The 25,405-nt window shown below is 63.5% G+C and carries 20 protein-coding genes; 7 read left to right on the top strand and 13 right to left on the bottom strand.

Annotation, left to right across the window (positions count from 1 at the left end; translation table 11 throughout):
• Window positions 1-12: 12 nt before the first annotated feature.
• Genes KUL93_RS05465 through KUL93_RS05480 form a run of 4 tightly spaced genes read right to left on the bottom strand, consistent with a single transcriptional unit; the run spans window position 13 to window position 3,293 of the window.
• Window positions 13-1,467, bottom strand: a complete 1,455-nt coding sequence (locus KUL93_RS05465; RefSeq protein WP_217126074.1) for a 2-hydroxymuconic semialdehyde dehydrogenase — start codon at window positions 1,465-1,467, stop codon at window positions 13-15.
• 42 nt (window positions 1,468-1,509) lie between these two features.
• A complete protein-coding gene (locus KUL93_RS05470; protein ID WP_217126075.1) occupies window positions 1,510-1,956 on the bottom strand; it encodes a GlcG/HbpS family heme-binding protein in 447 nt (148 codons plus the stop codon).
• Between the two features lie 15 nt (window positions 1,957-1,971).
• Window positions 1,972-2,916 carry a catechol 2,3-dioxygenase gene (locus tag KUL93_RS05475; RefSeq protein ID WP_217126076.1) on the bottom strand — a complete coding sequence of 315 codons (945 nt, stop codon included), beginning with the start codon at window positions 2,914-2,916 and terminating at the stop codon, window positions 1,972-1,974.
• Window positions 2,917-2,918: 2 nt separating this feature from the next.
• On the bottom strand, window positions 2,919-3,293 hold the full coding sequence (locus tag KUL93_RS05480) for a 2Fe-2S iron-sulfur cluster-binding protein (protein ID WP_346731656.1): 375 nt from the start codon (window positions 3,291-3,293) through the stop codon (window positions 2,919-2,921).
• A 117-nt stretch (window positions 3,294-3,410) separates the two neighbouring features.
• On the opposite strand from KUL93_RS05480, the gene KUL93_RS05485 reads away from it, so the two are divergent.
• Window positions 3,411-4,340, top strand: coding sequence for a LysR family transcriptional regulator (locus KUL93_RS05485; RefSeq protein ID WP_217126078.1), 930 nt, complete (start codon window positions 3,411-3,413; stop codon window positions 4,338-4,340).
• Window positions 4,341-4,389: 49 nt separating this feature from the next.
• Here KUL93_RS05485 and KUL93_RS05490 read toward each other — a convergent pair whose 3' ends face one another.
• Together KUL93_RS05490 and tyrS are read right to left on the bottom strand one after the other, a co-directional pair.
• Window positions 4,390-5,916 (bottom strand): YifB family Mg chelatase-like AAA ATPase, encoded by a 1,527-nt coding sequence (locus tag KUL93_RS05490; protein ID WP_217126079.1) that lies wholly within the window; start codon window positions 5,914-5,916, stop codon window positions 4,390-4,392.
• Window positions 5,917-5,927: 11 nt separating this feature from the next.
• The gene (tyrS, locus tag KUL93_RS05495; RefSeq protein ID WP_217126080.1) at window positions 5,928-7,214 is read right to left on the bottom strand and encodes a tyrosine--tRNA ligase; all 1,287 of its coding nucleotides are present in this window, start codon (window positions 7,212-7,214) and stop codon (window positions 5,928-5,930) included.
• A gap of 129 nt (window positions 7,215-7,343) precedes the next feature.
• On the opposite strand from tyrS, the gene KUL93_RS05500 reads away from it, so the two are divergent.
• The 5 genes from KUL93_RS05500 to KUL93_RS05520 all read left to right on the top strand — a co-directional run bounded on the left by KUL93_RS05500 (window position 7,344) and on the right by KUL93_RS05520 (window position 12,735).
• Window positions 7,344-7,490 carry a hypothetical protein gene (locus KUL93_RS05500; protein ID WP_217126081.1) on the top strand — a complete coding sequence of 49 codons (147 nt, stop codon included), beginning with the start codon at window positions 7,344-7,346 and terminating at the stop codon, window positions 7,488-7,490.
• Window positions 7,471-8,838 (top strand): glycerate kinase type-2 family protein, encoded by a 1,368-nt coding sequence (locus KUL93_RS05505; protein WP_217126082.1) that lies wholly within the window; start codon window positions 7,471-7,473, stop codon window positions 8,836-8,838. The genes KUL93_RS05500 and KUL93_RS05505 overlap by 20 nt, the downstream gene beginning before the upstream one ends.
• 92 nt (window positions 8,839-8,930) lie before the next feature.
• Complete coding sequence (locus KUL93_RS05510) at window positions 8,931-9,788, top strand: sulfite exporter TauE/SafE family protein (RefSeq protein WP_217126083.1); 858 nt, start codon at window positions 8,931-8,933, stop codon at window positions 9,786-9,788.
• A 96-nt stretch (window positions 9,789-9,884) separates the two neighbouring features.
• Complete coding sequence (locus tag KUL93_RS05515) at window positions 9,885-10,856, top strand: NAD(P)H-dependent flavin oxidoreductase (protein ID WP_119334190.1); 972 nt, start codon at window positions 9,885-9,887, stop codon at window positions 10,854-10,856.
• Between the two features lie 25 nt (window positions 10,857-10,881).
• Entirely contained in the window at window positions 10,882-12,735 is a 1,854-nt protein-coding gene (locus KUL93_RS05520) for an autotransporter domain-containing protein (protein ID WP_217126084.1), read from the top strand.
• Here KUL93_RS05520 and KUL93_RS05525 read toward each other — a convergent pair.
• The 7 genes from KUL93_RS05525 to KUL93_RS05555 form a co-directional block, all read right to left on the bottom strand.
• Window positions 12,713-13,555 (bottom strand): LamB/YcsF family protein, encoded by an 843-nt coding sequence (locus KUL93_RS05525; RefSeq protein WP_217126085.1) that lies wholly within the window; start codon window positions 13,553-13,555, stop codon window positions 12,713-12,715. The genes KUL93_RS05520 and KUL93_RS05525 overlap by 23 nt on opposite strands.
• Entirely contained in the window at window positions 13,552-14,679 is a 1,128-nt protein-coding gene (locus KUL93_RS05530) for a 5-oxoprolinase subunit C family protein (RefSeq protein WP_217126086.1), read from the bottom strand. Before KUL93_RS05530 ends, KUL93_RS05525 begins: the two co-directional genes overlap by 4 nt.
• Entirely contained in the window at window positions 14,676-15,362 is a 687-nt protein-coding gene (locus KUL93_RS05535) for a 5-oxoprolinase subunit B family protein (RefSeq protein WP_217126087.1), read from the bottom strand. Before KUL93_RS05535 ends, KUL93_RS05530 begins: the two co-directional genes overlap by 4 nt.
• Before the next feature lie 105 nt (window positions 15,363-15,467).
• On the bottom strand, window positions 15,468-16,277 hold the full coding sequence (locus KUL93_RS05540; RefSeq protein ID WP_217126088.1) for an EAL domain-containing protein: 810 nt from the start codon (window positions 16,275-16,277) through the stop codon (window positions 15,468-15,470).
• A gap of 2 nt (window positions 16,278-16,279) precedes the next feature.
• Window positions 16,280-17,308: a response regulator gene (locus KUL93_RS05545; protein ID WP_217126089.1), complete on the bottom strand. Its 1,029-nt coding sequence runs from the start codon at window positions 17,306-17,308 to the stop codon at window positions 16,280-16,282.
• Window positions 17,259-20,642 carry an MHYT domain-containing protein gene (locus KUL93_RS05550; protein ID WP_217126090.1) on the bottom strand — a complete coding sequence of 1,128 codons (3,384 nt, stop codon included), beginning with the start codon at window positions 20,640-20,642 and terminating at the stop codon, window positions 17,259-17,261. The genes KUL93_RS05545 and KUL93_RS05550 overlap by 50 nt, the downstream gene beginning before the upstream one ends.
• Window positions 20,639-25,030, bottom strand: a complete 4,392-nt coding sequence (locus tag KUL93_RS05555; RefSeq protein WP_217126091.1) for an NAD-glutamate dehydrogenase — start codon at window positions 25,028-25,030, stop codon at window positions 20,639-20,641. The genes KUL93_RS05550 and KUL93_RS05555 overlap by 4 nt, the downstream gene beginning before the upstream one ends.
• Before the next feature lie 88 nt (window positions 25,031-25,118).
• On the opposite strand from KUL93_RS05555, the gene KUL93_RS05560 reads away from it, so the two are divergent.
• On the top strand, window positions 25,119-25,394 hold the full coding sequence (locus KUL93_RS05560) for a DUF1289 domain-containing protein (protein WP_217126092.1): 276 nt from the start codon (window positions 25,119-25,121) through the stop codon (window positions 25,392-25,394).
• Window positions 25,395-25,405: the final 11 nt, after the last annotated feature.

The following is a 25,405-nucleotide window of genomic DNA, read 5'->3' on the forward strand; positions in this document are numbered from 1 at the left end:
CCTGGATAAGGGTTACAGTTTGATGCAGATGTTCTTGAGTTCGGTGTAAAACTCGAGGGAGTGAACCCCACCTTCCCGACCGATCCCAGAACGTTTGGCCCCACCAAACGGGGTACGGAGGTCGCGCAAGAACCAGCTATTGATCCAACAGAGGCCCACTTCCAGTTTTTGCGCGACACGGTGGGCACGGCTCAGGTTGGTGGTCCAAACTGCCGCAGCCAGACCGTAGTCGCTGTCGTTGGCACGGGCAATTACCTCCTCTTCGCTGTCAAAAGGAGCGATGTGGCAGCAGGGGCCAAAAATTTCTTCCCGCACCACCCGGGCGGTATCGGGCAATCCCGTCCAGATGGTCGGTTGAATCCATGCGCCACCCGCGAGTTCTGGCGGCATTTCGGGAATCCCACCGCCCGTGACCACCGTAGCCCCCTCCTCGACGGCCAGTCGGTAGTAGGAGAGCACCTTTTCACGGTGTTCTTGGCTGATCAGCGGACCCATGTTGGTCGCGGGATCTTCGGGGCGACCGAGTTTCAGCCCTTCTGCGCCCCGCTTGAGCGCTTCGACGAAGCGGTCGAAGATTGGGCGTTCGACGTAGACCCGCTCGGTACCCAGGCATACTTGCCCGCAGTTGGCGAAGACCGAGCGCATGGTGCCTTCAATAGCGGCGTCGAAGTCGCAATCGGCGAAGATGATCGCCGCGTTTTTCCCCCCCATCTCGAGACTGACGGGGCGTGCCCCTTGCGCGGCCGCTTTCATGATGATCTCACCGGTACGGGTTTCTCCGGTGAAGGTGATCGCGTTGATGCCTGGGTGGGTGGTGATGAATTCGCCAGCGGAATTGGGGCCAAAGCCGTGAACGACGTTATAGACGCCTGGCGGAATACCGGCTTCGTTCATCACCTCGCCCAAAAGCGCTGCGGTTTGCGGCGTTTCCTCGCTGGGTTTGACGACGACCGTGTTGCCGCACGCAAGCGCCGGACCCACCTTCCACGTCATCAGGAGGAGCGGCAGGTTCCAGGGGCAGATCACGCCCACCACGCCGACCGGTGTGCGATAGCTGTAGTTGATCGCGCCTCGTCCGTCGGGGGTAGCCATTTCGAAGAATTCGGTGGGGACATTCTTGATGACGTCGGCGAAAATGCGGAAATTGGCAGCGCCGCGGGGGATATCGACGTGGCGGGCAAGGCTGACCGGTTTTCCGGTGTCTTCACATTCGGCGGCCAGGAATTCGTCAAACCGCTTCTCGATTCCGGCGGCAACCGCGTAGAGCCGCTCCACGCGTTCAGCCACCGTCATCTTGCCCCACGGGCCTTTGAGCGCTGCTTGCGCGGCGCGCACGGCCGCGTCGACCTGTTCGCGACTCGCTTCGTGCACCTGCCCGATGATTTCCCCCGTCACTGGGCTGCGGTCTGGAAAGGTTCGTTCAGAGGGTTTGAAGGTGCCGTTGATGAAGTTCAAGATCTGTTTCATAGGTGCTTTGCTCAGTTTTAGGAAAGGAAACCTGCATTCCGTTCAATTGGAATAGGTCAAACCTATTGCCGCAAGGCCTGCCGCTGCGCACGCTTCGTCTTCTTCGGCTGAACCACCGGAGACACCGATGCCCCCAACTACGGTGCCGTCTTGGCAGATTGGTAATCCTCCTCCGAACACGATCAGCCGTGGGCGCTGCGGGAGGCCGAGGCGCAGCGCTTCGTCGTTGCGAATCAGGTCGAAGAGCTTTCGGGTGGGCATCCCAAAACCGGCTGCAGTGTAGGCTTTGTCAATGGCGATTTCGACCGAGTGCAAAAAAGCGCCGTGCATTCGGCGAAACGCCAACAACGTCCCACTGCCGTCGCAGACAGCAACGTTGATCCGAATCCCCAAACGCCTTGCGTGGGCCACCGCGGCGGCGCACGCCGCTGCGGCAGCTTCATCGCTGATTTGGGGAACGGTGACCGTCGTGTTGCCCTGCATGGTCATCGCCCCCGCTACGCCTTAGGTATAGACTTCGGTGAAGCTTGGCACGAGCTCACCGGTGTGGTAGAAGATGCCGCTGCCCAGATGCTCTTCGGTCCAGGTAACGACCGGCCGATCGGGTTGCGCCAGATAGCCGAGCCCCGCGAAGGTTTCGTTGCGGTTGCCGCTGGGGTCGAAGAAATAGATTGTTTGCCCGCGCGTGATGCCATGCCGCGTGGGCGCGACGTCGATCTTGACTTTGTTCTTCGCCATCACGTCGGCTGCTTTGAGGATATCGTGCCAGTCGTCGAGGAAGAAGGCAATGTGGTGGAGCCCCATGCGCGGTCCGCCAACGAACGCGATATCGTGCGGCGTGCTGCTGCGCGCGAGCCAAGTGGCCGCTTGAATCGAACCGTTCGGGCCGACGACGACCTGTTCGGTCAGGAAAAAGCCGAGCACTTCGGTGGCAAATTTGGTGTTTTCCGCGACTTTATTGACTCCGGTTTCGGGGTTGAGCTCACACATCAAAAGGCAATGATCCAACCAGTGAGCCCCGGCGCCGCGAATATCGTCCGGCCACGGGTCAGGGTTGATGTTGCCGACATCAGTGCCCACGCACTCTTTGAACGCGTAGAGACGCATTTCGTGGCCGCTTGGGAGGTTGAATTGCAACATGCGGCCAGTGGAGGGCAACGTCCCTTCGGGGAGCATTGTCGTGGAGATGCCATAGGCCTCGATCTTTTCTTGGAGCTCGTCGAGATCCTCTTCCCGTTCGACCTTGTAGGCGACATGGTTGAGGCCCGCTCGATCGGAAGGGGTCAGGATGAGGGAGAACTTGTCCCATTCGTCCCAGCATTTGAGGTAGACGTTTCCGTGCTTGTCCTCCATCACCTTTTTCATGCCGAGAACGTTTTCATAGTGGCGCACCGCCGCGGCCATGTCCATGACGCGCAGGCTAGCGTGACCAATACGCAGGATGCCCATTGCTACTCTCCTTTACTTTGGGTGGATAAACGACCTTGACCGTTTGCGGCGGCCAAGGCAAGAAACGGTTTCGCCATTTTTCCAACTACGGTCAGAACAACTGCAGAACGCGGGGCGACCCGGCAGGCCAGAGTGATTCCCTCAGCTTCTTCTTCTTCGGACACATGGGCGCGACTGATCGGACCGACCACTTCGACCTCTCCCGACAGGATGCGCACTTTGCAAATCCCGCACCCTCCATTGATGCAACCCACAGGGATTCCGCGCCGCCCAAGTCGCACCATCCCGCGCAAGAGGTTTTCGTTCTTCGCGCAAGGATAGGATTCACCCGTGTTGGTGACCTCGACTGGGAAGGTTTGCGTCGTCGCTCGAAACATAGTGAGGCCAGTATAAAAATTGCATTTCATACCGTCAAATACTTTTTTTGTCTGTTTTGATACCATGGTTGTATACCACTATGCTATTAGTATTCTTTATTTTTTGGGGGTGGAGCCATGGAGCGGTGGTTGCGCGCGTTGGATGATGGTCGACGTTTGCGTCTTTTTCTTGCCGTTGCCGAGGAAGGAAATGTCTGCCGTGCGGCGGAACGGGTGCACATGGCGCAGCCGCCCCTTTCCCGTCAGATTCAAGCGCTGGAAGAGGAGTTGGGCGTTAAGCTCTTCAAACGAACTGCCCGAGGGATGGAAATTACCGAGGCGGGGCGCGTGTTGGTTGATGAAGTGCGTCACCTTCTGGGGCTGGCCGAGCAGGCCGCAGAGCGCACCCGGTCAGCCGCGGCCGGTGAGTTGGGTCGGCTGGATGTGGGGCTCTTCGGTTCTGGCATTTTGGATGTGATACCGAGGATTCTTACCCAATTTCATCGTCGTTTCCCAAAAGTACGGATTGCGCTGCACAACCTTACCAAAGCGGAGCAGTTGCAGTGGCTACGCGATCGCCGACTTACCGTTGGGTTCAACCGCTATGTGCCGGACGAGCCCGATATCGAAGTGGAGAAAATTTACGAAGAGCCGTTGATGGTGGCGCTTCCCGCTACGCACCCTCTGGTTGACCAAGAGGTGATTACGGTCGAGATGTTAGCGGAGGAGCCGATGATTCTCTACCCCAACCTTCCGCTCCACGGGCTGGCACAAGAGATTCGCTTGGTTTTTCAAAGTGATGGAGTGACGATTCGCGTCGAGCAAGAGGTGGAGGATTTCTTGACCGCACTGGCGTTGGTATCGGTTGGCTTTGGGGTGACGATTACGACACGCTCCGCTGCCAATCTCAATTTACCCAATGTGGTGTATCGTCCCTTCCATTCGCAACGGCTGTCGACATTGGAGTTGTGTTGTCTGTGGCGTAGAGACGACCACTCACCAGTTTTAACGGCATTTCTGAATATCGCGCGGGATGCTTGCCAGTGGAAAGAGGAATCCGTGTTGTAGGGGTTGCCGGGGACATCGTCGTTTTAGCGCGTGGTGTCGTTTCAGCGCTTCAACCCCACGGCAAACGGCGCAGTTGCACCGCTTCGGCAAGATGCGCCCCGCCGATTCGTTCACACCCCGCCAGATCGGCGATGGTACGTGCCACTTTACGGATACGGTGGTGGGCGCGGGCAGAGAGTTGGAGCCGCTCTGCGGCTTTCACAAGGAGCTCTTCGGCCGCAGGTTCCAACGGGGCAAAGCGGTCGAGTTCGGCGGGGGAGAGCGCGGCGTTCGGTTTGCCTTGTCGCCGCTGTTGGCGGGCGCGGGCGTCGCGAACGCGCGCGGCCACCACGGCGCTTGTTTCGCCCGGAGGGGCGTGGGCAAGCGTTTCGGCGGAGAGGCGGGGCGCTTCGACCATGAGGTCGATGCGGTCAAGGAGCGGCCCGGAAAGTCGCGCACGGTAGCGTTCGATTTGCGCGGGGGTACAGTGGCAGCGGTCCGACGGGTCGCCCAGGTAACCACATGGACATGGGTTCATTGCTGCGACGAGCTGAAAGCGCGCGGGGAAAGTGACCCGTTGCCGCAGCCGCGCGACGGTGATTTCGCCCGTTTCGAGCGGTTCGCGCAGTGCTTCGAGCACGGTACGGGAAAATTCCGGCAGTTCGTCGAGAAAGAGGACGCCGTGGTGGGCGAGCGCGATTTCGCCCGGAAGGATCCTGCCTGCTGCGCCGCCACCGACGATCGCCGGAAGGGACGCCGAATGGTGCGGGGCGCGAAACGGGCGTTGCCGCCAGGCGCTGGGGTCGAATGGCGCCAAGAGCGAATGGATCGCTGCGGTTTCCAGCGCTTCGGCTTCGCTCAAGGGGGGTAACAGGGTGGGCAGGCGCGCGGCAAGCATCGATTTGCCGGCGCCAGGCGGGCCGAAAAGGAGCAGCGAATGGCCCCCAGCCGCAGCGATTTCGAGCGCCCGCTTCGCGGCTGCTTGTCCTTTGACGTCGCTGAGGTCGAGCGAAGCGGCAGAGAATGCAGTATCACCGGGTGCAGCGGTGGCGGGTGCGAACGCCTCCGGCCAGCACGAAGGTTGCCGACCGTCGAGCCAGGCGTGGGCGTCCTGGAGGTCGCGCACCGGGTAACAGACCAAGTCGCCGACGAGCTGCGCTTCGGCCCAGTTCGCAACGGGAAGAATGAGCGCACGGCCTGCCTGTTTGGCGGCAAGCGCGGTGGGCAGCACCCCAGCCACGGGGCGGACCGAGCCGTCGAGCCCGAGTTCGCCGATGATTTCGCACTGGGCAAGCGCTTTGCCAGCGGCGATTTGGCCGCTGGCGGCAAGGAGCCCGAGCGCGATGGGGAGGTCGAAGCGGCTGCCGCTCTTGGGAAGGTCGGCCGGTGCGAGATTCACGGTGATGCGGCGCACCGGAAATTCGTATCCGGCACTGGTGAGCGCCGCCCGGACGCGGTCGCGCGCCTCTTTCACTTCGGCATCAGGCAGTCCCACGAGCGAAAAGCTCGGCAGGCCATTGGCCAAGTGCGCTTCGATCACCACTTCGGGCGCTGTGACACCCAGTGCGGCGCGGGTGCGAACCGAAGCCAGTGCCACAGCCTTTCCCGTCACTGTGTCGCCGCGGTGTCCCAGACGACGAGCGCGTGCTGTTTTTTGCCGCGCGACAGGATCGTGTACCGTCCAAAGCGGCGCGCGTCGCTTTCAAGCAGCGCACTCAGGTCGTTGACCTTGGCGCCGTTTACCGCAACCGCATTGCTTTGGATGAAGGTGCGCGCTTCGCTCTTCGAGCGGGCAAGCTGTGCGGCGACCAGCGCGTCGATGAGCGGGGTGGGTTGTGCCGGAAGACGAACCGACGGCATGCCGTCGAGCGCGAGTTGTGCGTAATCCGTTTCGGTAAGCGCCGCCAGGTCACCAGAGAAGAGCGCTTGGGTGATGTGCTGCGCCGCAGCGAGTGCTTCCGGCCCATGGACGAGGCGCGTGACCTCTTCAGCCAAGATCCGCTGCGCCTCTGGTTTGCCGTCACGCGCGCGGTCGGCCGCTTCGATCGCTTCGATCTCCGCAACCGGCAGAAAGGTGAAGTAGCGCAGGAATTTATAGACGTCGGCATCGGCCGTGTTGAGCCAGAACTGGTAGAACTGATAGGGAGAGGTTTTATTGGCGTCGAGCCAGACGGCACCCGATTCGGTTTTGCCGAATTTGGTGCCGTCCGCTTTGGTGACCAAGGGAAGGGTCAGCCCGAACGCTTCCGTCCGGAAGTAGCGGCGGATGAGGTCGATTCCGGCGGTGATGTTGCCCCACTGGTCGGAGCCGCCCAGTTGCAATCGGCAACCGAAGCGACGGTAGAGTTCGGCGAAGTCGTAGGCTTGGAGCAGCATGTAGGAGAATTCGGTGAATGAGATGCCCACTTCGTCGCGTTCGATGCGTGCGGCAACCGCCTCTTTTTTGATCATCGCGTTCACGGAGAAGTGTTTGCCGACGTCGCGCAAAAAAGTAAGCACGTTCATTTCGCCGAACCAGTCGTGGTTGTTGGCGATGATCGCAGCGTTGGGGCCGTCGAACTCCAGGAACGGTTCGAGTTGGCGACGAATCTTTGCCGACCATTCGAGGACGGTCTCCAACGTATTGAGTTTGCGCTCTTGCGCTTTGAAACTGGGGTCCCCGATCATCCCGGTGGCGCCACCGACGAGCGCAACCGGCTTGTGCCCTGCCAGTTGGAAACGGCGCAGCGCCAAAACCGGCACCAGATGGCCCAGATGGAGGCTGTCCGCAGTGGGGTCGAAGCCGCAGTAGAGCGTGATCGGACCGTTGGTGAGCACTTCGGCGAGCGCTTCCGGATGGGTGCATTGGGCGATGAGGCCGCGTGCGGCGAGGTCGTCGAGTAGGTTCGTGGTCATCGTCGTTGCCGTTGCACGGAATGGGACTGCCGGGATTATAACGTCAGGAGCACGAAGGGGGCTGCACGATACCGCGCGGTGCAGCCGCATCGCAGTGGTTAGCGGTCTGGGGGTGATTAGCGGTATAGAATGGCACCCGTAGGGTGGTGGGGTAGCGTCGATGCGTATCGCACCGCACCGGGCGTGGCGCGGGTGATCGAACCCGGGGTGGTGTTCAGCAAAACCACACGGTGGATCGTTGGATGGGAGGTGCGCGATGGCGGAACGGGGCAGTGACCAATTGGGTGCGCCGCAAAAGGATGACGCGGTTCGCGCGCAGCTGCACGCCCTTTTTGCGGCGGCGGTGGCGCGGGCGCAACCCGAACAGGTGATGCCGGAATGGGTGGCGCAGTTGATCGCTGAAGCGCCGCGTGGCCGGACGATCGTCGTCGGTGCCGGAAAAGCGAGCGCAGCGATGGCCGCGGCGCTCGCGGCGCAATGGCCAGAGGCGTTGCCCCTTTCCGGCGTGGTGGTGACCCGATACGGCCATCTGCCGCCAGCGTGCGCGCACGGCGCGACACCGTGCGGACGCATCCGACTTCTCGAAGCGGCCCACCCGACCCCCGATGCGGCAGGGTGCCATGCCGCGCAAATGGTGCTCGACGCGGTGGCCGAAGCGGGCCCGGACGATCGTGTGGTCTGTCTCCTCTCTGGCGGGGGTTCGGCGTTGTTGCCGCTTCCACAAGCGGGAGTGTCCCTTGCCACATTGCAGTCGATCACTGCGCAGTTGTTGGCCTGCGGCGCGACGATAGCCGAAATCAACTGCGTGCGCAAACACCTGTCGCGGATCCAAGGCGGACGGTTGGCGCTTGCCGCAGCACCGGCACCGGTGGTGACGTTGGCGATCAGCGACGTGCCGGGGGACGACCCTGCGGTGATCGCAAGCGGCCCAACGGTCCCCGACCCCACGACCTGCGCGGAAGCGTTGGCGGTGCTCGAACGCTATGCGATCGCAGTGCCTGACGCAGTCCGTACCGCGCTCGCTGAGGGGCGCTGGGAGACCCCGAAACCGGACCACCCTCACTTTGCCCGTTGTCGTTATCACCTCATCGCGACGCCATGGGAGAGCCTTGCCGCCGCAGCCGAGGAGGCGCGCCGTTTTGGTTTCGCTGCCCATATCCTGAGCGACGCGATCGAAGGAGAGAGCCAGACGGTGGCGCAGTGGCACGCCGCGCTCGCCCGCGCGGTGGTGTGCCACGGTGAGCCGTTTTGCGCGCCGTGTGTGCTCCTCTCTGGCGGGGAGACGACAGTAACATTGCCGCGAAAACCTGCTGACCCGCTCCTTCCGGCACGGGGTGGGCGCAACAGTGAGTTTCTGCTGGCGCTGGCGTTGGCGCTGGACGGCGCGGCGCATGTCTGGGCGATCGCGGGGGATACCGACGGGATCGACGGCAGCGAAGAGAACGCCGGGGCGCTCGTCACCCCGACCACCCTGGCGCGCGCCCGTGCGTTGGGGGTAGATGCGCGGTGTTACTTGGCGGCACACGACGCCTACGATTTCTTTGCAGCGCTGGGTGACTTGGTGGTGACCGGACCGACGCGGACCAACGTCAACGATTTCCGGGCGCTCATCATCGTGCGATAAAACCCAGGTCGATAACGGAATAACCGAAAACGGGTGTTTTCCGTACCGCATGCCCGGTACATTTGAAAGCAGACAGGTACGGGGAAAACGGTATGGAATGGGCTCTGGTTGCAGGCGGCGCGCTCGTTGGCTTCATCGTCGGGTTGACCGGCGTCGGAGGCGGTTCGTTGATGACGCCGCTCCTGATATACGGTTTTGGCGTATCGCCTCATCTTGCGGTCGGTACCGACCTTCTGTTTGCAGCGATCACCAAATCGGGGGGCGCGCTTTCCTTTGCGAAGCATCGCATGGTGCCGTGGCGAATCGTCGTTCCGCTCACCGTCGGCGGCCTGGCAGGGGTCGGTGTGATGTTGGTGTTCCTGAAAACCGTAGGGCCGGCGAGCGAACACGTTCACCGCCTGATGCAGTACACGTTGGGGGTGATGTTGCTGCTCACCGCAGCGGCAACCCTCTACAAAGTGGTGAAGAGCGGGGGCGTGGTGACGCCATCGCCAAGCGCCGCATTGGACAACCGTGGTGCCACTCCTGCCGCGGCGCATGGTCGCGTCAATTCTGGCAGCGCAGCGCACACGGTGCGCGATCGCGAACAGCCACGTTGGGCGGCGGGACCCTGGGTGATGGGCGCGGTGATCGGCGCGTTGGTCACGCTCACCTCGGTTGGGGCTGGTGCGGTGGGTATGGCGATCCTGATGGTGCTCTATCCGCATGTGCCGTTGCCCCGGCTGGTCGCTGCGGACGTCACCTACGCCGTGCCGCTGACGCTGGCGGCGGGGTTGGGGCACGCTGCGCTCGGCACCGTCGATTGGGCGATGCTGGGTTGGTTGTTGTTGGGTTCGCTTCCAGGTATCTGGGTCGGGAGTCACCTGGTCCGTGTCGTCCCACAACGCTGGGTACGCTCCGTTTTGTCGCTGCTATTGGGCGGCATCGGTGCGAAGCTGCTGCTGGCGTAGCGATTCGCGGTAGCGAACAAGTCAAACAAACGTTTGACTTGCTCATCTCCTTGCGCTATCCTTGATCTGTTTTTTCGACACGCCAAGGAGAACCCTATGCCGATTCCAGCAGCTTTCCAAGGTCGTTTTCGGGTGCCGGTGATCGCCGCGCCGATGTTTCTCGTCTCGGGCCCCGAATTGGTGATCGCGGCGTGCAAGGCGGGGGTTGCTGGCACCTTCCCGTCGCTCAATGCGCGCCCGGTGGCGCAACTGGAAGCGTGGCTCGATTGCATCACGCGGGAACTCGCCGAAGCAGCCGCGCAGCACCCGGAACAACCGGTTGCCCCGTTCGGGGTAAACCTGATTCTGCACCATTCGAACACGCGGTTGGCCGAAGATCTGGCACTCATCGAGCGCTTCAAGGTGCCATTCGTGATCACCAGCCTGGGCAATCCTCGGGAAGCCGCCGAGCGGATCCATGCGTATGGCGGGTTGGTCTTTGCCGACGTGATCCATGCCTACCACGCGAAGAAGGCGATCGAAGCGGGGGTCGATGGGATCATCGCGGTGTGCGCGGGCGCGGGCGGCCACGCGGGTACTCAGAGCCCGTTCGCACTCGCCCGTGAGATTCGCGAATTTTGGGACGGCACGCTCGTTCTCGCCGGGGCGATTTCCGATGGGTACAGCGTGCGCGCCGCTGAAGTGTTGGGTGCCGATTTCGCCTACATGGGGACGCGCTTCATTGCAACTAAGGAATCGATGGCCAGCCCTGGGTACAAGGAGATGGTGACGCGCTGCACGGCATCCGACGTGGTCTATACCGACGCGGTTTCGGGTACCAACGCGAACTTCCTTTGGCCGAGCCTCGAAGCCGCGGGATTCAAGCGCGAAGAACTCGCGATCAACTTCGGTAAAGGGAAACTGAAGGCGATCGGTGACGAAGCGAAAGCGTGGCGGGACATCTGGAGTGCCGGGCACGGCGTTTCGGTGATCCACGACGTTCCGACCGTAGCTGAATTGGTCGCGCGGCTCGAAACCGAATATCGGCAAGCGGCGGCGTTGCCGGTGAGCGCCGCAGTGCGCGGGTGATTTTTTTGGGTGTGAGGAGACGACGATGAAAAACAGGAAACGGCAAATCGGGATCGCGGTGGCGTCGGCGCTCGCGATCCTTTCGGGTGGTGTCCATGCCCAGGCAGTGGTATTCGGTGACAGCCTGAGTGATGCGGGCACGTACGCGCTGATTCCGGGGGTTGGCCGCTTCACGACCAATCCGGGGCCGGTCTGGAGCGAACGCATCGTGCAGGGCTTGGGCGGTACGGTCGGCCCCGCACAATTGTGGGCCGGAAGTGGCGCATTCGTACCGAACCCGTACGGTGGCGACATCTGGGCACAGGGTGGGGCGCGGGTGACGCAGCTGCCCGGGGTGCAACCCACGCCGCCCACGGAAGACGCCAAACCGCTGGCGACTCAAATCCAGGAGTACCTGACGGCCAATGGCGGCACCGCAAACCCGAAAACGACCTATTTCCTTTGGGGCGGCGCGAACGACATCTTCTGGCAAACCGGCTACAGCGGCAATGCGCCGGCCGTGATGCAGACGGAAATCCAGAGCGCGGCGCAGCAGATGGGAGCGCTTACCGCGGTATTGCGGCAGGCGGGTGCAACGCGGCAGGTAGTGCTTACCGTGCCGGATATTGGGGCTACGCCGTTCGGTCTGTCGCAGCCGTCGGCTGCGCGTGCTGGGTTGAGCGGCTTGACGACGCTCTATAACCTGACGCTCAATAGCACCGTGAGTGCATTGGGTGAACAAGGCGTCCTGCTTCTTGACGCCGATGGGCTCTTCAAAGAGGTGGTGGCCAACCCGGCGGCATTTGGCTTCACCGTAGGCAATGCGGGGGTGGCGTGCGTGACGACTACGTCGCTCGTCTGTTCCAGTGCGACGCTGGTCGCACCCGACGCGTCCACGACCTATCTCTTCGCCGATGGGGTTCATCCGACGAGCGGGGGACACGAACTGATCGCCGATTTCGTCACGCAGGCGCTCACGGCGCCCTACTTCGTCGGTGCCGTGGCCGACCATGTGGCGTCGGCGGCAAACGCCCAATGGCGGCTCGTCACGACGCGGACATTGTCCGGTTTCGCTGCAGGGGCTCAGGGTTGGTGGGCGACCGTTTCGGGTGAACGCATCACCACCGACGCCACCGCGACGCAAGCGAAGCGGCGTGCGACACCGACTCGTGTCGACGTCGGTTTCGACGGCGAATGGGGCGACGGCTGGTGGGGTGGCGTCACCGTCGGGTTCGTTCACGATTCCCTCAAAGTGACCGCTTTGGGCAACGCCGATGGCAACGGCGCCTCTCTTGCGGCGTATCTGGGCAAACGGTGGGGAGCGCGCTATGCCACCCTCACCGCAGGGATGGCCGGAATTTCCTATGACCTCGAACGGGAGATGACGCTGCGCACGCTTGCGCGCACCGAGCGCGGCTCGACCAGCGGAAGCGTACGTCAAGTCCGTTTCGAGGTCGGGCAATGGTTCGGCGAATCGGCACGATTGCATGGACCGTTCGCGGCACTGGGTTGGCGCTGGGTCCATCTGGGGGGTTACAGCGAGACGAGCGGTTCTGCGACGGCGCTGCGCTTCGCGGCGCAGGATTTCGATCAAGGGGTCGGTCAGATCGGCTATCAATGGCGGATGCACAGCGCGCCCAACCTGGTGTGGCAGGGTCGGCTGGCGCTCGAAAAGGCGTTCCAGGATAGCCGCCGTACTGTGACCCATGGCGCGGTGGGTTGGGCTGGGGCGTTCCCGACCGAAGTAGGGAGCGACAACGGCGTGCAGGTGACCGCTGACCTTGGTGTGCAGTGGAACCTGGCGTCGCAGCAGCAGCTTCGGCTGGGGCTCTTTGCCACCGCGGGTCAGAACGACCAGCGCGCCGCGGGCCTTTCGCTCAACTGGCAAAAGGCGTTCTGACCGAGTCGAACAACGCAGGAAGTGGCGCGAGCGCGACGCCCTGCTCCTGTAACGTCGCGGCCAGCGCTTGCGCGATCGCTACCGCTTCCGGGGTGTCGCCGTGCACGCAGATCGCGTGGATCGGCGCCGGGAGGACTTCCCCCGTGGCGGTGACGACGCCGCCGGCTTCGAGCATCGTTTGGACGTGACGGAGCACCGCGTCGGGGTCATGAAGCACCGCACCCGGTTCGCTGCGGGGCACCAGTGTGCCGTCGGCCGTGTAGGCGCGGTCGGCGAAGATTTCGTGGGCGACGGGAAGCGCAGCGTCGTGACCCGCAGCGGCAAGCGCTGAGTGCGGAGGCGCGAGCAGGATCAAGGCGCGGGTGTTCTGCCAGGGGATGCCGTGGCCGCTACCCGCAAGTGCCTGGCTTGCGGTTTGCACGGCGTGGACGATTGCGCGCGCGGTGACGGGATCGCGCCAGGCGCGGTTGTAAAGCGCACCGTGGGGTTTGACGTGGGTCAGCGTCACCCCTTCACTGGCCGCGAGTGTGGCCAACGCGCCGATTTGGTAAAGGAGAAGCGCTTCGAGCTCTTCAGGCGGAATCGCCATCTCACGGCGGCCAAAGCCGAGAAGGTCCGGGTAGCTTGGGTGGGCGCCGACACTCACCTGTGCGGCGCGCGCCAATGCCAGGGTCTTGCGTGCCGTGACGGGGTCTCCCCCGTGAAAACCGCAGGCAAGACTCGCACTTTGCACGAGTGCGAGCATCGCGGCGTCATTGCCCATCGACCAGGCGCCGTACGATTCGCCCAAATCAGCGTTGAGATTGAGGGTAAGGGTCATACGAAATCCTCCCATGTGGCGTCCCAGACGCCGCTCACCAGGTTTTCGTGCCAAAGTCGTTGCGGATCGGGTTCGCCCCCCGCGCCGATGAGCGCTGCGAGGTCTGGTGTGGCACTCGCTGCGGAACGGGCGCGGGCCAGCGCTTGCTGCTGGAAGCGGCGCCAGCGCGCGGAGAACGCATGCCAGGCGTTGTCGGGGTCGGTAAGCCAGGCAAAGCGAATTCCTTCCCCCGGTTGGAGATGGGCCAGGCGCCAGCGGTCGGCTTCGATCACCTGCGCGATCTTGGGGTAGCCGCCCATCGTCTGGGCGTCGTTGAGGAGAACGATCGGCTGGCCAGCAGGCGGCACCTGCACCGCGCCGGGCCAGAGCGGTTCAGAACGGATCTCTGGTGGCGTCGCGACCAGCATGGGGCCTTCGAGACGTGCGCCCATGCGGTCGCTTGCGGGTGTCACCTGCCACAGAGCGCTGACCCAAGCGGCGCGCGCGTCGTCAGCGAACGCGGACCATTGGGCGCCGGGTAGGCTACGGATCGGTTCGGTACTGGCCAATGGCCAAGGAAGTGGCAGGAACGCAGCGCGCGGCGGTTGGGTGGGTGGCGTCACGGGGATCCGATCGCCAGCGGCAAGCGGTCGCCCCTGCCAACCGCCAAAACGGGCACGCAGCTCCGTGCTCGTGCTGCCCAGGCATTCGGGGATGGCCAGCGTCCCCGCGCCGACGACGGCGATTCGGCCTTCGAGGATTCGCTCCACGGTGACGGTTTCGCCGGGGGCGAGTACCCAACTGAGCGCTCCCTGCACTGCCAGCTGCGTGTCTTCGATGCGTAAGCGGACGTTGCCCGCGACGACGACGGGGAAGGGCGCTCCTTCGGCGGTGAAGGCAAAGCCACCGAAGTGGTGCTCGATGAGGGGGAAGGTCAGCGGCGGGCCGAGCGGTGGCGGCGGGGTCAGCGCGGTCAAAGGGCGGCCGCTCGCATGGAAAAGGGCAGCGAGCGCCAAACGGTAGAGCCAGGGGTCGAGCATGCCAGCGCGCGGCACACCCCACTGGCGCGCGTGAAACCGCCCGTCGTCTTGGATCGTCGCAAAACGCCCTGGGTCTAGGATTCGTAACGCAGCGGCTGTGCTCATCGCGATTCCTCTCGCAGCACGAAGCGCACACGATCGCCGGGCCGAAGCCGGGCCGGAGGCATCGCCGTCGGGTCGAAGAGGGGGACAGGGGTGCGACCGATCAGGTGCCAGCCGCCCGGACTCTCCCACGGGTAGATGCACGCCATGCGCTGCGCGATCGCGACCGACCCGGCGGGCACTTTGAGGCGCGGATTGGCACGCCGCGGCAGCACAAGCGTTTCGGGTAACCCTTCCAGGAACGGGAAACCGGGCAGAAATCCCACGGCCGCAACGGTGAACGTACAGGCGAGAAACGTGTCGAGGACCGATTCCGGGGTGCGCCCCAGCGCTTCCGCGACCGTTGCGAGGTCGGGCGCCGTTTCGGGGGTAACGATGAGCGGGAGCTCATGGGTACGGGAATGGGGTGAAGGCGTCGAGGGATCTGAATCGGGGGCAGCGGCGGCAAGACGCGCACTGCGCGCTTCCGCGCCAACGGCGGCAAGTGCTGCCGAAAGTACCGCTTCGTCCGGGCAGCCCCAGAGCGCGATTGCGTCGAACCCGACCACCGCCTCAGCTGCGGGGTAACCGCGTGCGGTCAGTTCGGTAACGAGCGCATCGGCAAGCTGGGCCGCACTGTGCCGGTCGATCTGGCCAAGCGGGATGCGCCATTGCGTTTCGCTGAGGCGTTGGGGGGTTACTGTCATCGCTGTTCGTCGGGGGCAGGGGGGGTGGAGGTCGCGGCGCGGGCAGCCTGATCGTAACGCCCGGATAGGGTGCGGAGCATTTCGGCGGTGCGCTACGCGCGGAGGTCATGCGCCGGTTTCATCGACCACTTGCCAGTTGGGTTGCGGGAGTGCTTCCACCTCAGGTTTGGCAAAGAGATAGCCTTGAAAAAGGGTAATGCCCAGATTGCGCAGCCAGCGGTACTCCTCAGCGGTCTCCACCCCTTCTGCGATCGTGGCGATTCCTAAGCGTTGGGCGGTATCGAAGATGCCGGCGACGATCTCCTGGCGCACTGGTTTTTTGTCGATGCCCCGAACGAGGCCGATGTCAAGCTTGATCAGGTTGGGTTGGTAGTCGGCCAAGAGGTTGAGTCCCGAGTAACCGGCGCCGAAGTCGTCGATCGCGGTGGCAAAACCACGCGCCTGATAATCGGTGATGATGCGCAGCACGTGGTCGGGATTTTCGATTTTTTGCTCTTCTGTGAGCTCGAAGATGAGCAGCGTTGGATCGAAGCCCACTTTCTCGGCGGCAGCAAGGGTGAGGCGGATGCAGCTTGCCGGTTCATAGACCGCGTTGGGTAGAAAGTTGATCGAAAGCCGGGCTGTAAGTCCCAGGCGCTTCGCCGTTGCAATCGCCAGGACTCGGCAGGTCTGGTCGAAGTGGTAGCGATTGCTCTCGGTGACTTGGCTGAGCACCGTTGCCGCCCCTTCGCCGTTGGCGCCGCGAACGAGCGCTTCGTAGGCGAAGAGGGTTCGGTGCGCAGCGTCTACTATGGGCTGAAACGCCATGCGCAAGGGGATATGTAACTGAGCGTTTTCCCCACGGCAACGCAGGCACCCCTGAATGGACGCGTCGCTGTCGGCGAAAAAGGTTTCGAGAAAAGAGGGTGTGCTCATCATTACGCCTCCATGGGGTTTTCGACGTCAACCTCATCCCGCCACTGGTTTTGGATTTCCTGTGCCGCGTCTAGGTTGTCCAGAAACGCCGTCACGGCTTCGGGCCAGAAGTGGCGGCCGCTCTCCTCACGCAGGAGGGCGACTGCGCGGTCGATCGACCACGCCGGTTTGTAGGGGCGGGCGCTCGTCAGGGCGTCGAAGACGTCGGCCACGGCAACGATGCGCGCTTCGATGCTGATCGTTTCGCCTTGTTTTCCGTAGGGATAACCGCTGCCGTCCCATTTTTCGTGGTGTTCGAGCGCGATGCGACGCGCCATTTGCAGCAGGCTCGATGGGTCTTCACCGATGATCGCGGCGCCGATTTCGGGATGGGTACGCATCACACGCCATTCGTCGGCATCCAGTTTGCCCGGCTTGAGGAGGATATGGTCTGGAATCCCGATCTTGCCGATGTCGTGCATCGGCGCTGCGGCAAACAGTTGTTCGCTCCATTCGCGCGGGGCGCCGAGCGCTTCGGCGATCAGACGGCTGAAGTGGCTCATGCGGATCACGTGGCGCCCCGTTTCGTTGTCTTTGTATTCGGCGGCGCGCCCTAACCGCTGAATGATGGCGAGCCGCGTGCGTTCCAGCTCGTCACGGGCCACCAGGCTGAGGTGGGTGCGGACGCGCGCAAGCAACACCGGCGGCGAAATCGGTTTGGTGAGGTAGTCGACGCCACCTGCGGTAAACCCTTCCGTTTCGTGGATCGGGTCGCCCAGCGCGGTGCAAAAGAGGATAGGAAGATGCCGGGTTTCTGGGTTCGAGCGAATGCGTCGCGCCACTTCGAATCCGTTCATCTCCGGCATCATCACGTCCAAGACGACCAAATCGGGCACGCTTTCGGCAACGCGCTGCAGGGCTTCGGTGCCGTTTCGGGCAAAGCGGAGGTGATAGTGGGGGGCCAGAATCTGGCGCAGGAGTTGGAGATTCGTGACTTCGTCGTCAACGAGAAGGAGCTCCGGTTGCGGGGTTGTGGGAAAGCGGGTCTCCATCCGGCAGGTCTCCTGATGTTGGGGCAGTGCGGACGAGCATTTCTGCTTGGGCAAAATCGAAGGCGTCGAGCGCTGTGTTGAGATTGTGCCACAGGTGGGGATGCGTTTCGCGGATTGCGTCGAGCGCCGAGCCGGTGATTTCGCCACGCCGGATCATAGCAAGGAGTGCTTGACGGTCCGCGTCGGGTAGTGGCGTGGGATCGCATTGGGTAATACGCTCTGGCTGATGTGCCCCATCCGGGTGTTGGGTGGCGATCAGTGCCGTAAGCGCATGGGCGGTGGCGCGCACCGTGGCGACAAAGGTATCGAGCGGAGCTTCGCGCGTTGTGCCGTCGGCGGTTTGGCGTTCTAACGTTCGTGCCAAGTGTGCTAGGCGGGGCAGGGCCAGATTGGCTGCCGTGCCAGCAATTCGGTGCCATTCGGCAGCGGACCAGTCGCGAACCGCGTCGACCGCTTGCGGTACCGTATCGAGCCATGTTTGGGCTTTGGTCAGCCAGGCGTCGCGCCACAGCGCTTGACCCTGTTCGGGGTCGATCAAGCCAAAAGCGGCCTCTGGTGCGTCGATGGTGTTGTCTGGGGAGGTCTTTTCGTGGGCCCGGAGTCGGTCGCGCATCTCCACAAGGGGTTGCAAAACGGCGATCAGCTCCCGTTGTTGGAGCGGTTTCGCCAAAAAGGCGTCGAAACCCGCTTCGTGGCAGGCGTCGCGCTCTTCTTGCGCCACTTGTCCCGTGAGGGCGATGAGGGGCAACGGCGCCAATCCCATCGCTCGTTCGAAATGGCGGATGGCACGCGCGGTGGTGATGCCGTCGCCATCGGGCATTCGTAGGTCGAGCAGCCCAGCAACCCAACGGTCGGGACAGGCGGTATAGTGGGCGAAAAAGGCATTGCCGCTGGCCACACAGGTGACCGCGGCGCCCAGGCGCGTAAGGAGCGCTGCGAGCAGTTCCCGGTTGAGGGCGACGTCGTCGGCAGCAAGGATCGATTTGCCGGCAAGCAAAGCAGCTGCGCTGTCGCCGATGGCGTGGGGTAGCGCTTCGTCGGGACAGTCGGTTTCGGGTAGCGGAGTGAGCGGGAGCGTGAGGGTAAAGGTGGCGCCGGCTCCCGGGGCGCTCGCGACCTGTACGTCTCCGCCCATCGCCCGCGCAAGATCGCGGACGATCGCAAGTCCCAGTCCGGTGCCGCCATGGCGGCGCGTGGTGACCTCTTCGACTTGCACGAACGGGGTGAAGATCTCCTGTTGCTTGGCGGGTGGGATCCCTGGGCCGGTGTCGCGAACGAAGAGCACAAGTGTTTGGCCATCCCACTCGGCACCGAGCGCGATTTCCCCCTGTTCGGTGAATTTGAGGGCGTTGTTGAGCAAATTACCGAGCATTTGCCGCAGCCGATCACCGTCTGCCGACCAGCAGCGGGGCAGATCACTCGGTAAGGACAAGGTGAAGCGCAGCCCTTTCTGGCGCGCGAGCAGCGCGTAGTGGCTGGTGAGTTCGTGCAGGAGGCGGTCGAGGCGTGTGGGAGTGGGACGGAGCGTAAATGCGCCCGCTTCGAGTTTCGCCAGGTCGAGGAGATCGTTCAGGAGCGTGAGCAGCGTGCGCCCCGCAGCGAGGATGGCCGAGGTGCGTTCCTGCAGCCGTGTGTCATCGGGGTGGTCTTGTTGGATCAGTTCGGCAAAACCGAGTACCGCGTTGAGCGGGGTGCGAATTTCATGCGAAATCGCCGAGAAGAAGCGGCGCTCTCGGGCCAGCGCGACCTCCAGTTCCTGCTTTGCCTGTTCGAGTGCGTGTTGCGTTTCGATCTGCGCGGTGATGTCGATAGCAAGCTTCAACACATGGTCGATCGTACCGTCGAGGCGGCGCATCGGTTGGTACCAACCGTGCAGATGGCGAATTTTTCCCTCTTTCGTTTTGCGGGGAAAGGTGCCCTCGATCGTTTCGCCTTGGCGCAACCGTGCCCAGAAGGTGTCGCGCGCTTCTTGAGGGTAGTCGTCCGGCCATAGCGATGTATGGGCTTGACCGATGAGCGCCTCGGGGGAATAGCCAAGGGTTTCGGCAAGGCGCGCATTGATTTCCAGAAAAACCCCATCAAGGGAGAGGCGGGCGCGAAGGAGCAGTCCATCGATCGCGCGTACGAGTTGCGCTAGCGTCTCTGCCTGGGTTTCGATGGGCGTGAGGTCGGAGAGGACCAGATCTACTTCATCTCCTTCACTACCGAGCGGGGTGACCAAAACGCGGACGGAAACCCGACGGACGCTGCCGTCGGGTAAATGGAGCGTCAAGGTATCGGTGATTTCGGGTTTTTCTCGAGAGAGCGCCGCGGAGAAGCGCGCCAAAATTTCGCTACGCGATTGCGGCGGTAGAAAATCGAGCAGAGACCCTTTGCCCGCCAAATAGCGTGCAGGCGAAAGCCCCGTGAGCGTTTCCAACGCGCGCGATGCCCAAATGCGGGTGATCTGACCACGATGGATTCGAAAACGGACGATGGCAAATGGGAGGTGGTCAAGCAGTTGGTGAAAGAGCGCTGCGCGCTGGGCTGCGCGCTGGGCGGTGGCGCGCCATCCGAAGATCGCGAAGAGACCACCAAAGAAACCGAACACGACGAGCAATACGACCACGATCGCGAGCGCCAGTGGCCAATTGAAGCCTTGCCCGGGTTGCCAATCGGCAACCGGTTGCCCAATGAAGAGGGTGCCTGCCATCGCCGTGTAGTGCATTGCGCTGATCGCCAATCCAATCACTGTGCCCGAAACCACGACGCGCGGCAGGCGATGGAATCGCAACCACCCACGATGGAAGTGCAAAAAGAAAGCGAGGCACGAAAACGCAACGGCAACGACGATCGAGAGCAGAAACCACACGGGGTGGTAGCGGATTTCGCCCAACGTGATCATTCCGGCCATCCCGGTGTAGTGCATCGCGCCGATACCGGCGCCGACTAGCACCCCGGCCACGAGGAGGTCGCGTGTCGTGACGCTACGGTGGCGCAGCAGGCGCAAACCCACCCAGGCGGCAAACAGACTGGGAACGACCGAAAGCGCAGTCGGCCCGAACGCGTAGGTGACGGGTTGGCAGACGTCTGCAGCCAGCATCCCGATGAAGTGCATGCTCCATACGCCGAAGCCCAGCATCGGCACGGCGAAAAGAAATGCGGCGTGGCTGAGGCGTGCGCCAAAGCGCTCCGGATGGCGTGCGAGCGAAAGGAGTTGCAGCGCTCCAATGCCAGCTAGGACTGCGATCGTGACCGAAAGGCTGACGAGCAGGGGTTGGTACCGGACGGGCGCAAGAGGGAGCCCCTGCTCCGGCCAGGCAAAGAAAAGCGCGAAGAGTTCCGATGCGTTCATTTCCCCTGAAGCGCCCAATAGACCGCAGCGACGGCTGCGAGCGGTTGCCCCGTCTCCTGTGCCAGCGCGGCGAGTGTGAAGAGTGCCGACGCGGTGGGGAGCCACGCCAACTCGGTGGCGAGCGCTTCGGAAAGACCCGCGCGTTGCCAGCGTTCGATCGCCTCGACCCGAATCTGCGCCAAGTTGGGCTGGGTGGCTTCGCGCCAAAGCGAGCGCAGCGTGTTTGCGGCCGCTTCGAGTGTCGGGAGCAGCGCATCGCCGGTTTGTTGCTGCCAAGTGGGTTCGGATAGGAACCCGGTTACCGCTTGGCGGCAGTGGTTCCGTAGCCAGGTGAGCGCCTCGTACCGTGTCGCTTCGGGTATTGCGCCTGCCAGCGCGTCGATTTCGGCCAGCCGTACTTCAAGGGCGAAGAGGTGCCAAACGAGTGTGAAAGCGCGCGCGATTTCGGGTATCGCGGCGCCGGTTTCTTGCGCCAGTTCGTCGACGGTGGTGATGCCCAGACGGTCGATGAGTCGATTGGTCCAAAGCGTTGCGACGATCTCCCGCCGTAAGGGGTGTTCATGAAGCGTTTCGCCCAAGTCGTCAGCCAGTTCGGAAGGGAAGTAGCGCGGGTAGTCACGGGCCAGGAGCGGGTCGTCGAGACAGGCGCTCGCAAGTAGCGCCGCTTTCACGTCGAGTTTGGCGTACGCCAAGAGCACCGAGAGTTCCGGACGAGTGAGGCCCACGCCGTTCTGTTCGCGCTCGGCCATTTCGACGTCGCTCGGGATCCGTTCCAGGCGGCGGTCGAGCTGTTTTTCGGCAACCAGCCGCGCGATGAGATGGCGCCACGCCGGCCAACCGTGCGCGCCGCGCAACGCATCGAGCGCGATCGCTTCGGTTTGGGTGAAGTTGTCGTGCAGCACCGCTTGGACCACGGCGTCGGCCATACCCATGAAGCGGGCGTTGCGGGCTTCGGCGGCGATTTTTCCTTGTTCCACGCCGAGTCCGAGCGCGATCTTGAGGTTCACTTCGTGGTCGGAGCAGTCGACGCCGCCCGAGTTGTGGATCGCGTCGGTTTCGATGCGCCCCCCTAGGAGCGCGTATTCGACCCGCGCCCGTTGGGTAAAGCCCAGGTTTCCCCCTTCACCGACGATGCGGCAGCGCAAGGTGTTGGCGTCGACACGCACGGCGTCGTTCGCGCGGTCCCCTGCCTCCGCGTGGCTCTCCGTACTGGCTTTGACGTAGGTGCCGATTCCGCCGTTGTAGAGCAGGTCGACTGGAGCGCGCAAGATCGCTTGGATCAGTTCGGGTGGGGTAAGCGCCGTTACCGTTTCCGGAAGCCCCAACGCGGCGCGCGCTTGCGGTGAGAGCGGAATGCGCTTCGCCGTCCGCGGCCAGATGCCACCCCCTTCGGAGAGGCACTCCCGGCGGTAGTCGTCCCAACTCGAACTGGGGAGTCGGAAGAGCCGTTCCCGCTCCCGGTAGCTGATTTCGGGGTCGGGATCGGGATCGATGAAGATGTGGCGGTGGTCGAACGCGGCGATGAGTTTGAGGGTGCGGTGCGCGAGCATCCCGTTGCCGAAGACGTCGCCGGACATGTCGCCGATTCCGACGACGGTGATCGGCTGGGTGGCGATGTCGATGCCGAGTTCCCTGAGATGGCGTTCGATCGCCACCCAAGCGCCGCGTGCCGTGATACCGAGTTTTTTGTGGTCGTAACCCACCGAGCCACCGGAGGCGAACGCGTCACCGAGCCAGAAGCCATATTCGGAGGCGATGGCGTTCGCAGTGTCGGAAAAGGTGGCGGTTCCTTTGTCGGCGGCAACGACCAGGTACGGGTCGTCGTCGTCGTGGCGAACCACCTGGGACGGCGGGACGATTGTTCCTTCGACGCGGTTGTCGGCAAGATCGAGGAGGCCGCGCAGGTAGGTGCGGTAGGCATCGAGCCCGGCGGCTTGCCACGCAGCGCGATCGGGGGTGGGGGCAGCGTTACGGACGATGAAACCCCCTTTGGCGCCCGTGGGGACGATCAGCGCGTTCTTGACGAGCTGTGCCTTCATCAGCCCCAAAATTTCGGTGCGGTAGTCGTCTTTGCGGTCCGACCAGCGCAACCCGCCGCGCGCGACCGGACCGCCGCGCAGATGGACCCCTTCGACGTTGGGGGCGAAGACGAAGGTCTCGCGCCACGGTTTCGGGTCGGGAAGGAAGTCGATCGTTTGTGACGCGATCTTGAGTGCCAGCCATGGACGTGGGGTTCCGGCCTCGTCTTCGCGGTAGAAGTTGGTGCGAACCGTGGCGTCGAGCGTGGCGAGAAACGCGCGGGCGATGCGTTCTTCGTCGAGGGTGGGGAGTTGCTCGATGAGCGCGGCGAGCCGTTCGCGCCATTCTTGGTACGCCGCGGCGTGGTCGTGCGTTCGTTTTGGGTCGAAACGGGCGTGGAACGCTTGGGTCCATGCGCGAACGAACGCCGGATGGCGTAAGACCATTTCCAAAATGTAGTTGGGGGTGAACGGTAGCGCGCTTTGCTTGAGCCACGCTGCGTAGGCGCGCCACAAGAGCGCTTCGCGCCAGGTCAAGCCGGCTAGGGTCACCAGCCGGTTGTAGCCGTCGCAATCGGCTTGCCGCGCCCAGAGCGCGTGGAACGCAGCGATGAAGCGTTCGATGTCCTCGGGCTTGGGCGGATCCCCCCATGCGATAGTGAGTCGTAGATCGTGTAGCCACCACGAACCGGCGTCGGTTCGGATCTCATCGGCGTTTTCTTCCAGAAGCCGCGCGCCGAGGGATTCCAGAAGGGGGCTGAGGTCAGCAAGGAGCGCTGGGGCGAAGCGGTGCCACAGACGCAATTGCCAACGCGGTTCGGTTTCGCTGGGGGCGGGGTCTGGTTCGAGCGTGAGCCAGAGGTTGCAATCGTCGGGGAGCTGCGCGAGCGCGAGGAGATCCGGCGCGATCACCTCGGGACGCCAACGGCGTTGGGCAACGGCGTCGAAACCGTCGTGGAAACGGGTCCAAGCGCGTTCGCTGAGCCGTTTGGGCGCGGCGTTGTGCAGCGCTTGCCAGAGCCGCTCGCGCCAAGGCAACGCAATCGCGGCAACGGTACGCTCGAGCTGCGCTTCGTCCCAGGTGAGGTCCAGTGTGGGTTGGGGCAACCAGAAGCGGAACCAGACGCGGGCCGTTGCCGAATCGGTGAAGATGACTTCAGCGTCGGTGTTTTGCGCGCCGAATGCAGTTTCGAGGTGGTTTTGGATTGCCAGGCGGGTTTCGGTGTCATACCCATCGCGCGGCGTGATCAGTTGCACCGAGACGAAGCGACCGAAGGTGTCGCGGCGCGTGATCAGACGGATCTGACGCCGCTCCTGCGCGCGGAGGATCGCCTGGGCATGGGCGCTCCAGGTGGTGACGTCCACTTGGAACGCCTCGTCGCGTGGGTAGAGGTCGAGCACCAGCGCAAGCGCACGCTCCAGGTGGCTGCCTGGTCGCGCGCCGACCGCCTGTTGTACCGCTGCCGCTTTGTGGCGCAGCAGCGGGAGTTGCGCGACGGGGTAGCGGTACGCGGTTGCGGTCCACAACCCCAGGAAGCGCCGTTCGCGCACCGCGGTTCCGCTGGCGTCGCGTTCCCAGACCAGGATTTCGCTGGGGTAAGCGTAGCGGTGGACGATCGCGCGCTGACTGCCCTGCGTGATCAACATCGGTTCGGGATAGTGCAGCAAGAGTTCGCGCGCTGGCGCAGGCAGCCGCGCGAACGATTCGGAGTATTCCGAGCGGGCGCTGCTGTCGCGCAACACCCCCAGACCACTGCCCGGAATGCGCCGCAGTTGAACGGAATCGCTATTGCGCTCCACTTGATAGTCGCGACACCCCAGGAGCACGAAGTGGCCCGAAGCGACCCATTCCAGGAGCGCTTGGCATTCGCGTACCCAGGTGGGATCGGATTGCGTGCCGCACCAGCGCGGCAACAGTGACGCAGTGACGTTGGCGCGCTCGCGCATCAGTGGCCAGTCGTCACTCGCCGCCACCGCTTGCAGGAACCCTTCCGTGAGCGCCGCTTCGAGCGTGGCGCGCGCCGCTTTCGGGAGCGGCTCGCAGATGAAGAGCATCCACGATTCGGGTTGGCCATCGGCTGCGGTGACCACGGGATGGAAGGCAAAGCGCGGGCGAATTCCGGCGCGGTCGAACGCGATGAGGGCGGTGGCGAAAAGGAGCGGCCGGTCGGGCTGTGCGATCGCGAGCGCTTCGCCTTCCCCGTCCGGGAGCGAGACCCGTTGCCATCGCCAGCGCCAGCCGTGTGGCTCGGGCGGTTGCTGGGCGGTGACCGCGAGGTGTTCCGCCCATTCGGTCAAATGGGCTTCGCTGACAGCGTCGTTGGGATCGAGCGCTTGCGCCAACAACGGGACGATGACGGCTGGCTCCACGGGGCTCCTCCTCATGTTTTGGGGACGGTGCTCCTTCTGGTAGTGTAACGGTTTTGTTGGCTAATGGGACGATCGGAAGCGCACAGCGATGCAATCGCCCTGTATCAAAATCTGCCGAATCGACGACACCACTGGGTGGTGTGTGGGCTGCGGGCGTACCCGCGACGAGATTGCGCGATGGGGAACGGCAAGCGACAGCGAGCAGGCGCGTATCTGGCAACAGCTGCCGAAGCGGTTGGCGACATTGCGCGACCAGCACGATGCCGAATCGTGGGGCGGGGACGCCGAGACGGGGTGTCTGGGTCTCTGTGATCCCGATTACGGCACGGGTGTCTGTCGCAGTTGTGGTCGGACGCTCTCGTAGGGTAGTGGGAA

Origin of the sequence: Hydrogenophilus thiooxidans (assembly GCF_019049855.1) — a bacterium.
GTDB classification, from domain to species: Bacteria; Pseudomonadota; Gammaproteobacteria; order Burkholderiales; family Rhodocyclaceae; genus Hydrogenophilus; species Hydrogenophilus thiooxidans.

Coding starts and splice junctions, on each gene's coding strand:
- KUL93_RS05465 (WP_217126074.1), bottom strand. CDS start 1,467: ATGAAACAGATCTTGAACTTCATCAACGGCACCTTCAAACCCTCTGAA.
- KUL93_RS05470 (WP_217126075.1), bottom strand. CDS start 1,956: ATGACCATGCAGGGCAACACGACGGTCACCGTTCCCCAAATCAGCGAT.
- KUL93_RS05475 (WP_217126076.1), bottom strand. CDS start 2,916: ATGGGCATCCTGCGTATTGGTCACGCTAGCCTGCGCGTCATGGACATG.
- KUL93_RS05480 (WP_346731656.1), bottom strand. CDS start 3,293: ATGTTTCGAGCGACGACGCAAACCTTCCCAGTCGAGGTCACCAACACG.
- KUL93_RS05485 (WP_217126078.1), top strand. CDS start 3,411: ATGGAGCGGTGGTTGCGCGCGTTGGATGATGGTCGACGTTTGCGTCTT.
- tyrS (WP_217126080.1), bottom strand. CDS start 7,214: ATGACCACGAACCTACTCGACGACCTCGCCGCACGCGGCCTCATCGCC.
- KUL93_RS05500 (WP_217126081.1), top strand. CDS start 7,344: ATGGCACCCGTAGGGTGGTGGGGTAGCGTCGATGCGTATCGCACCGCA.
- KUL93_RS05505 (WP_217126082.1), top strand. CDS start 7,471: ATGGCGGAACGGGGCAGTGACCAATTGGGTGCGCCGCAAAAGGATGAC.
- KUL93_RS05510 (WP_217126083.1), top strand. CDS start 8,931: ATGGAATGGGCTCTGGTTGCAGGCGGCGCGCTCGTTGGCTTCATCGTC.
- KUL93_RS05515 (WP_119334190.1), top strand. CDS start 9,885: ATGCCGATTCCAGCAGCTTTCCAAGGTCGTTTTCGGGTGCCGGTGATC.
- KUL93_RS05520 (WP_217126084.1), top strand. CDS start 10,882: ATGAAAAACAGGAAACGGCAAATCGGGATCGCGGTGGCGTCGGCGCTC.
- KUL93_RS05525 (WP_217126085.1), bottom strand. CDS start 13,555: ATGACCCTTACCCTCAATCTCAACGCTGATTTGGGCGAATCGTACGGC.
- KUL93_RS05530 (WP_217126086.1), bottom strand. CDS start 14,679: ATGAGCACAGCCGCTGCGTTACGAATCCTAGACCCAGGGCGTTTTGCG.
- KUL93_RS05535 (WP_217126087.1), bottom strand. CDS start 15,362: ATGACAGTAACCCCCCAACGCCTCAGCGAAACGCAATGGCGCATCCCG.
- KUL93_RS05540 (WP_217126088.1), bottom strand. CDS start 16,277: ATGAGCACACCCTCTTTTCTCGAAACCTTTTTCGCCGACAGCGACGCG.
- KUL93_RS05545 (WP_217126089.1), bottom strand. CDS start 17,308: ATGGAGACCCGCTTTCCCACAACCCCGCAACCGGAGCTCCTTCTCGTT.
- KUL93_RS05550 (WP_217126090.1), bottom strand. CDS start 20,642: ATGAACGCATCGGAACTCTTCGCGCTTTTCTTTGCCTGGCCGGAGCAG.
- KUL93_RS05560 (WP_217126092.1), top strand. CDS start 25,119: ATGCAATCGCCCTGTATCAAAATCTGCCGAATCGACGACACCACTGGG.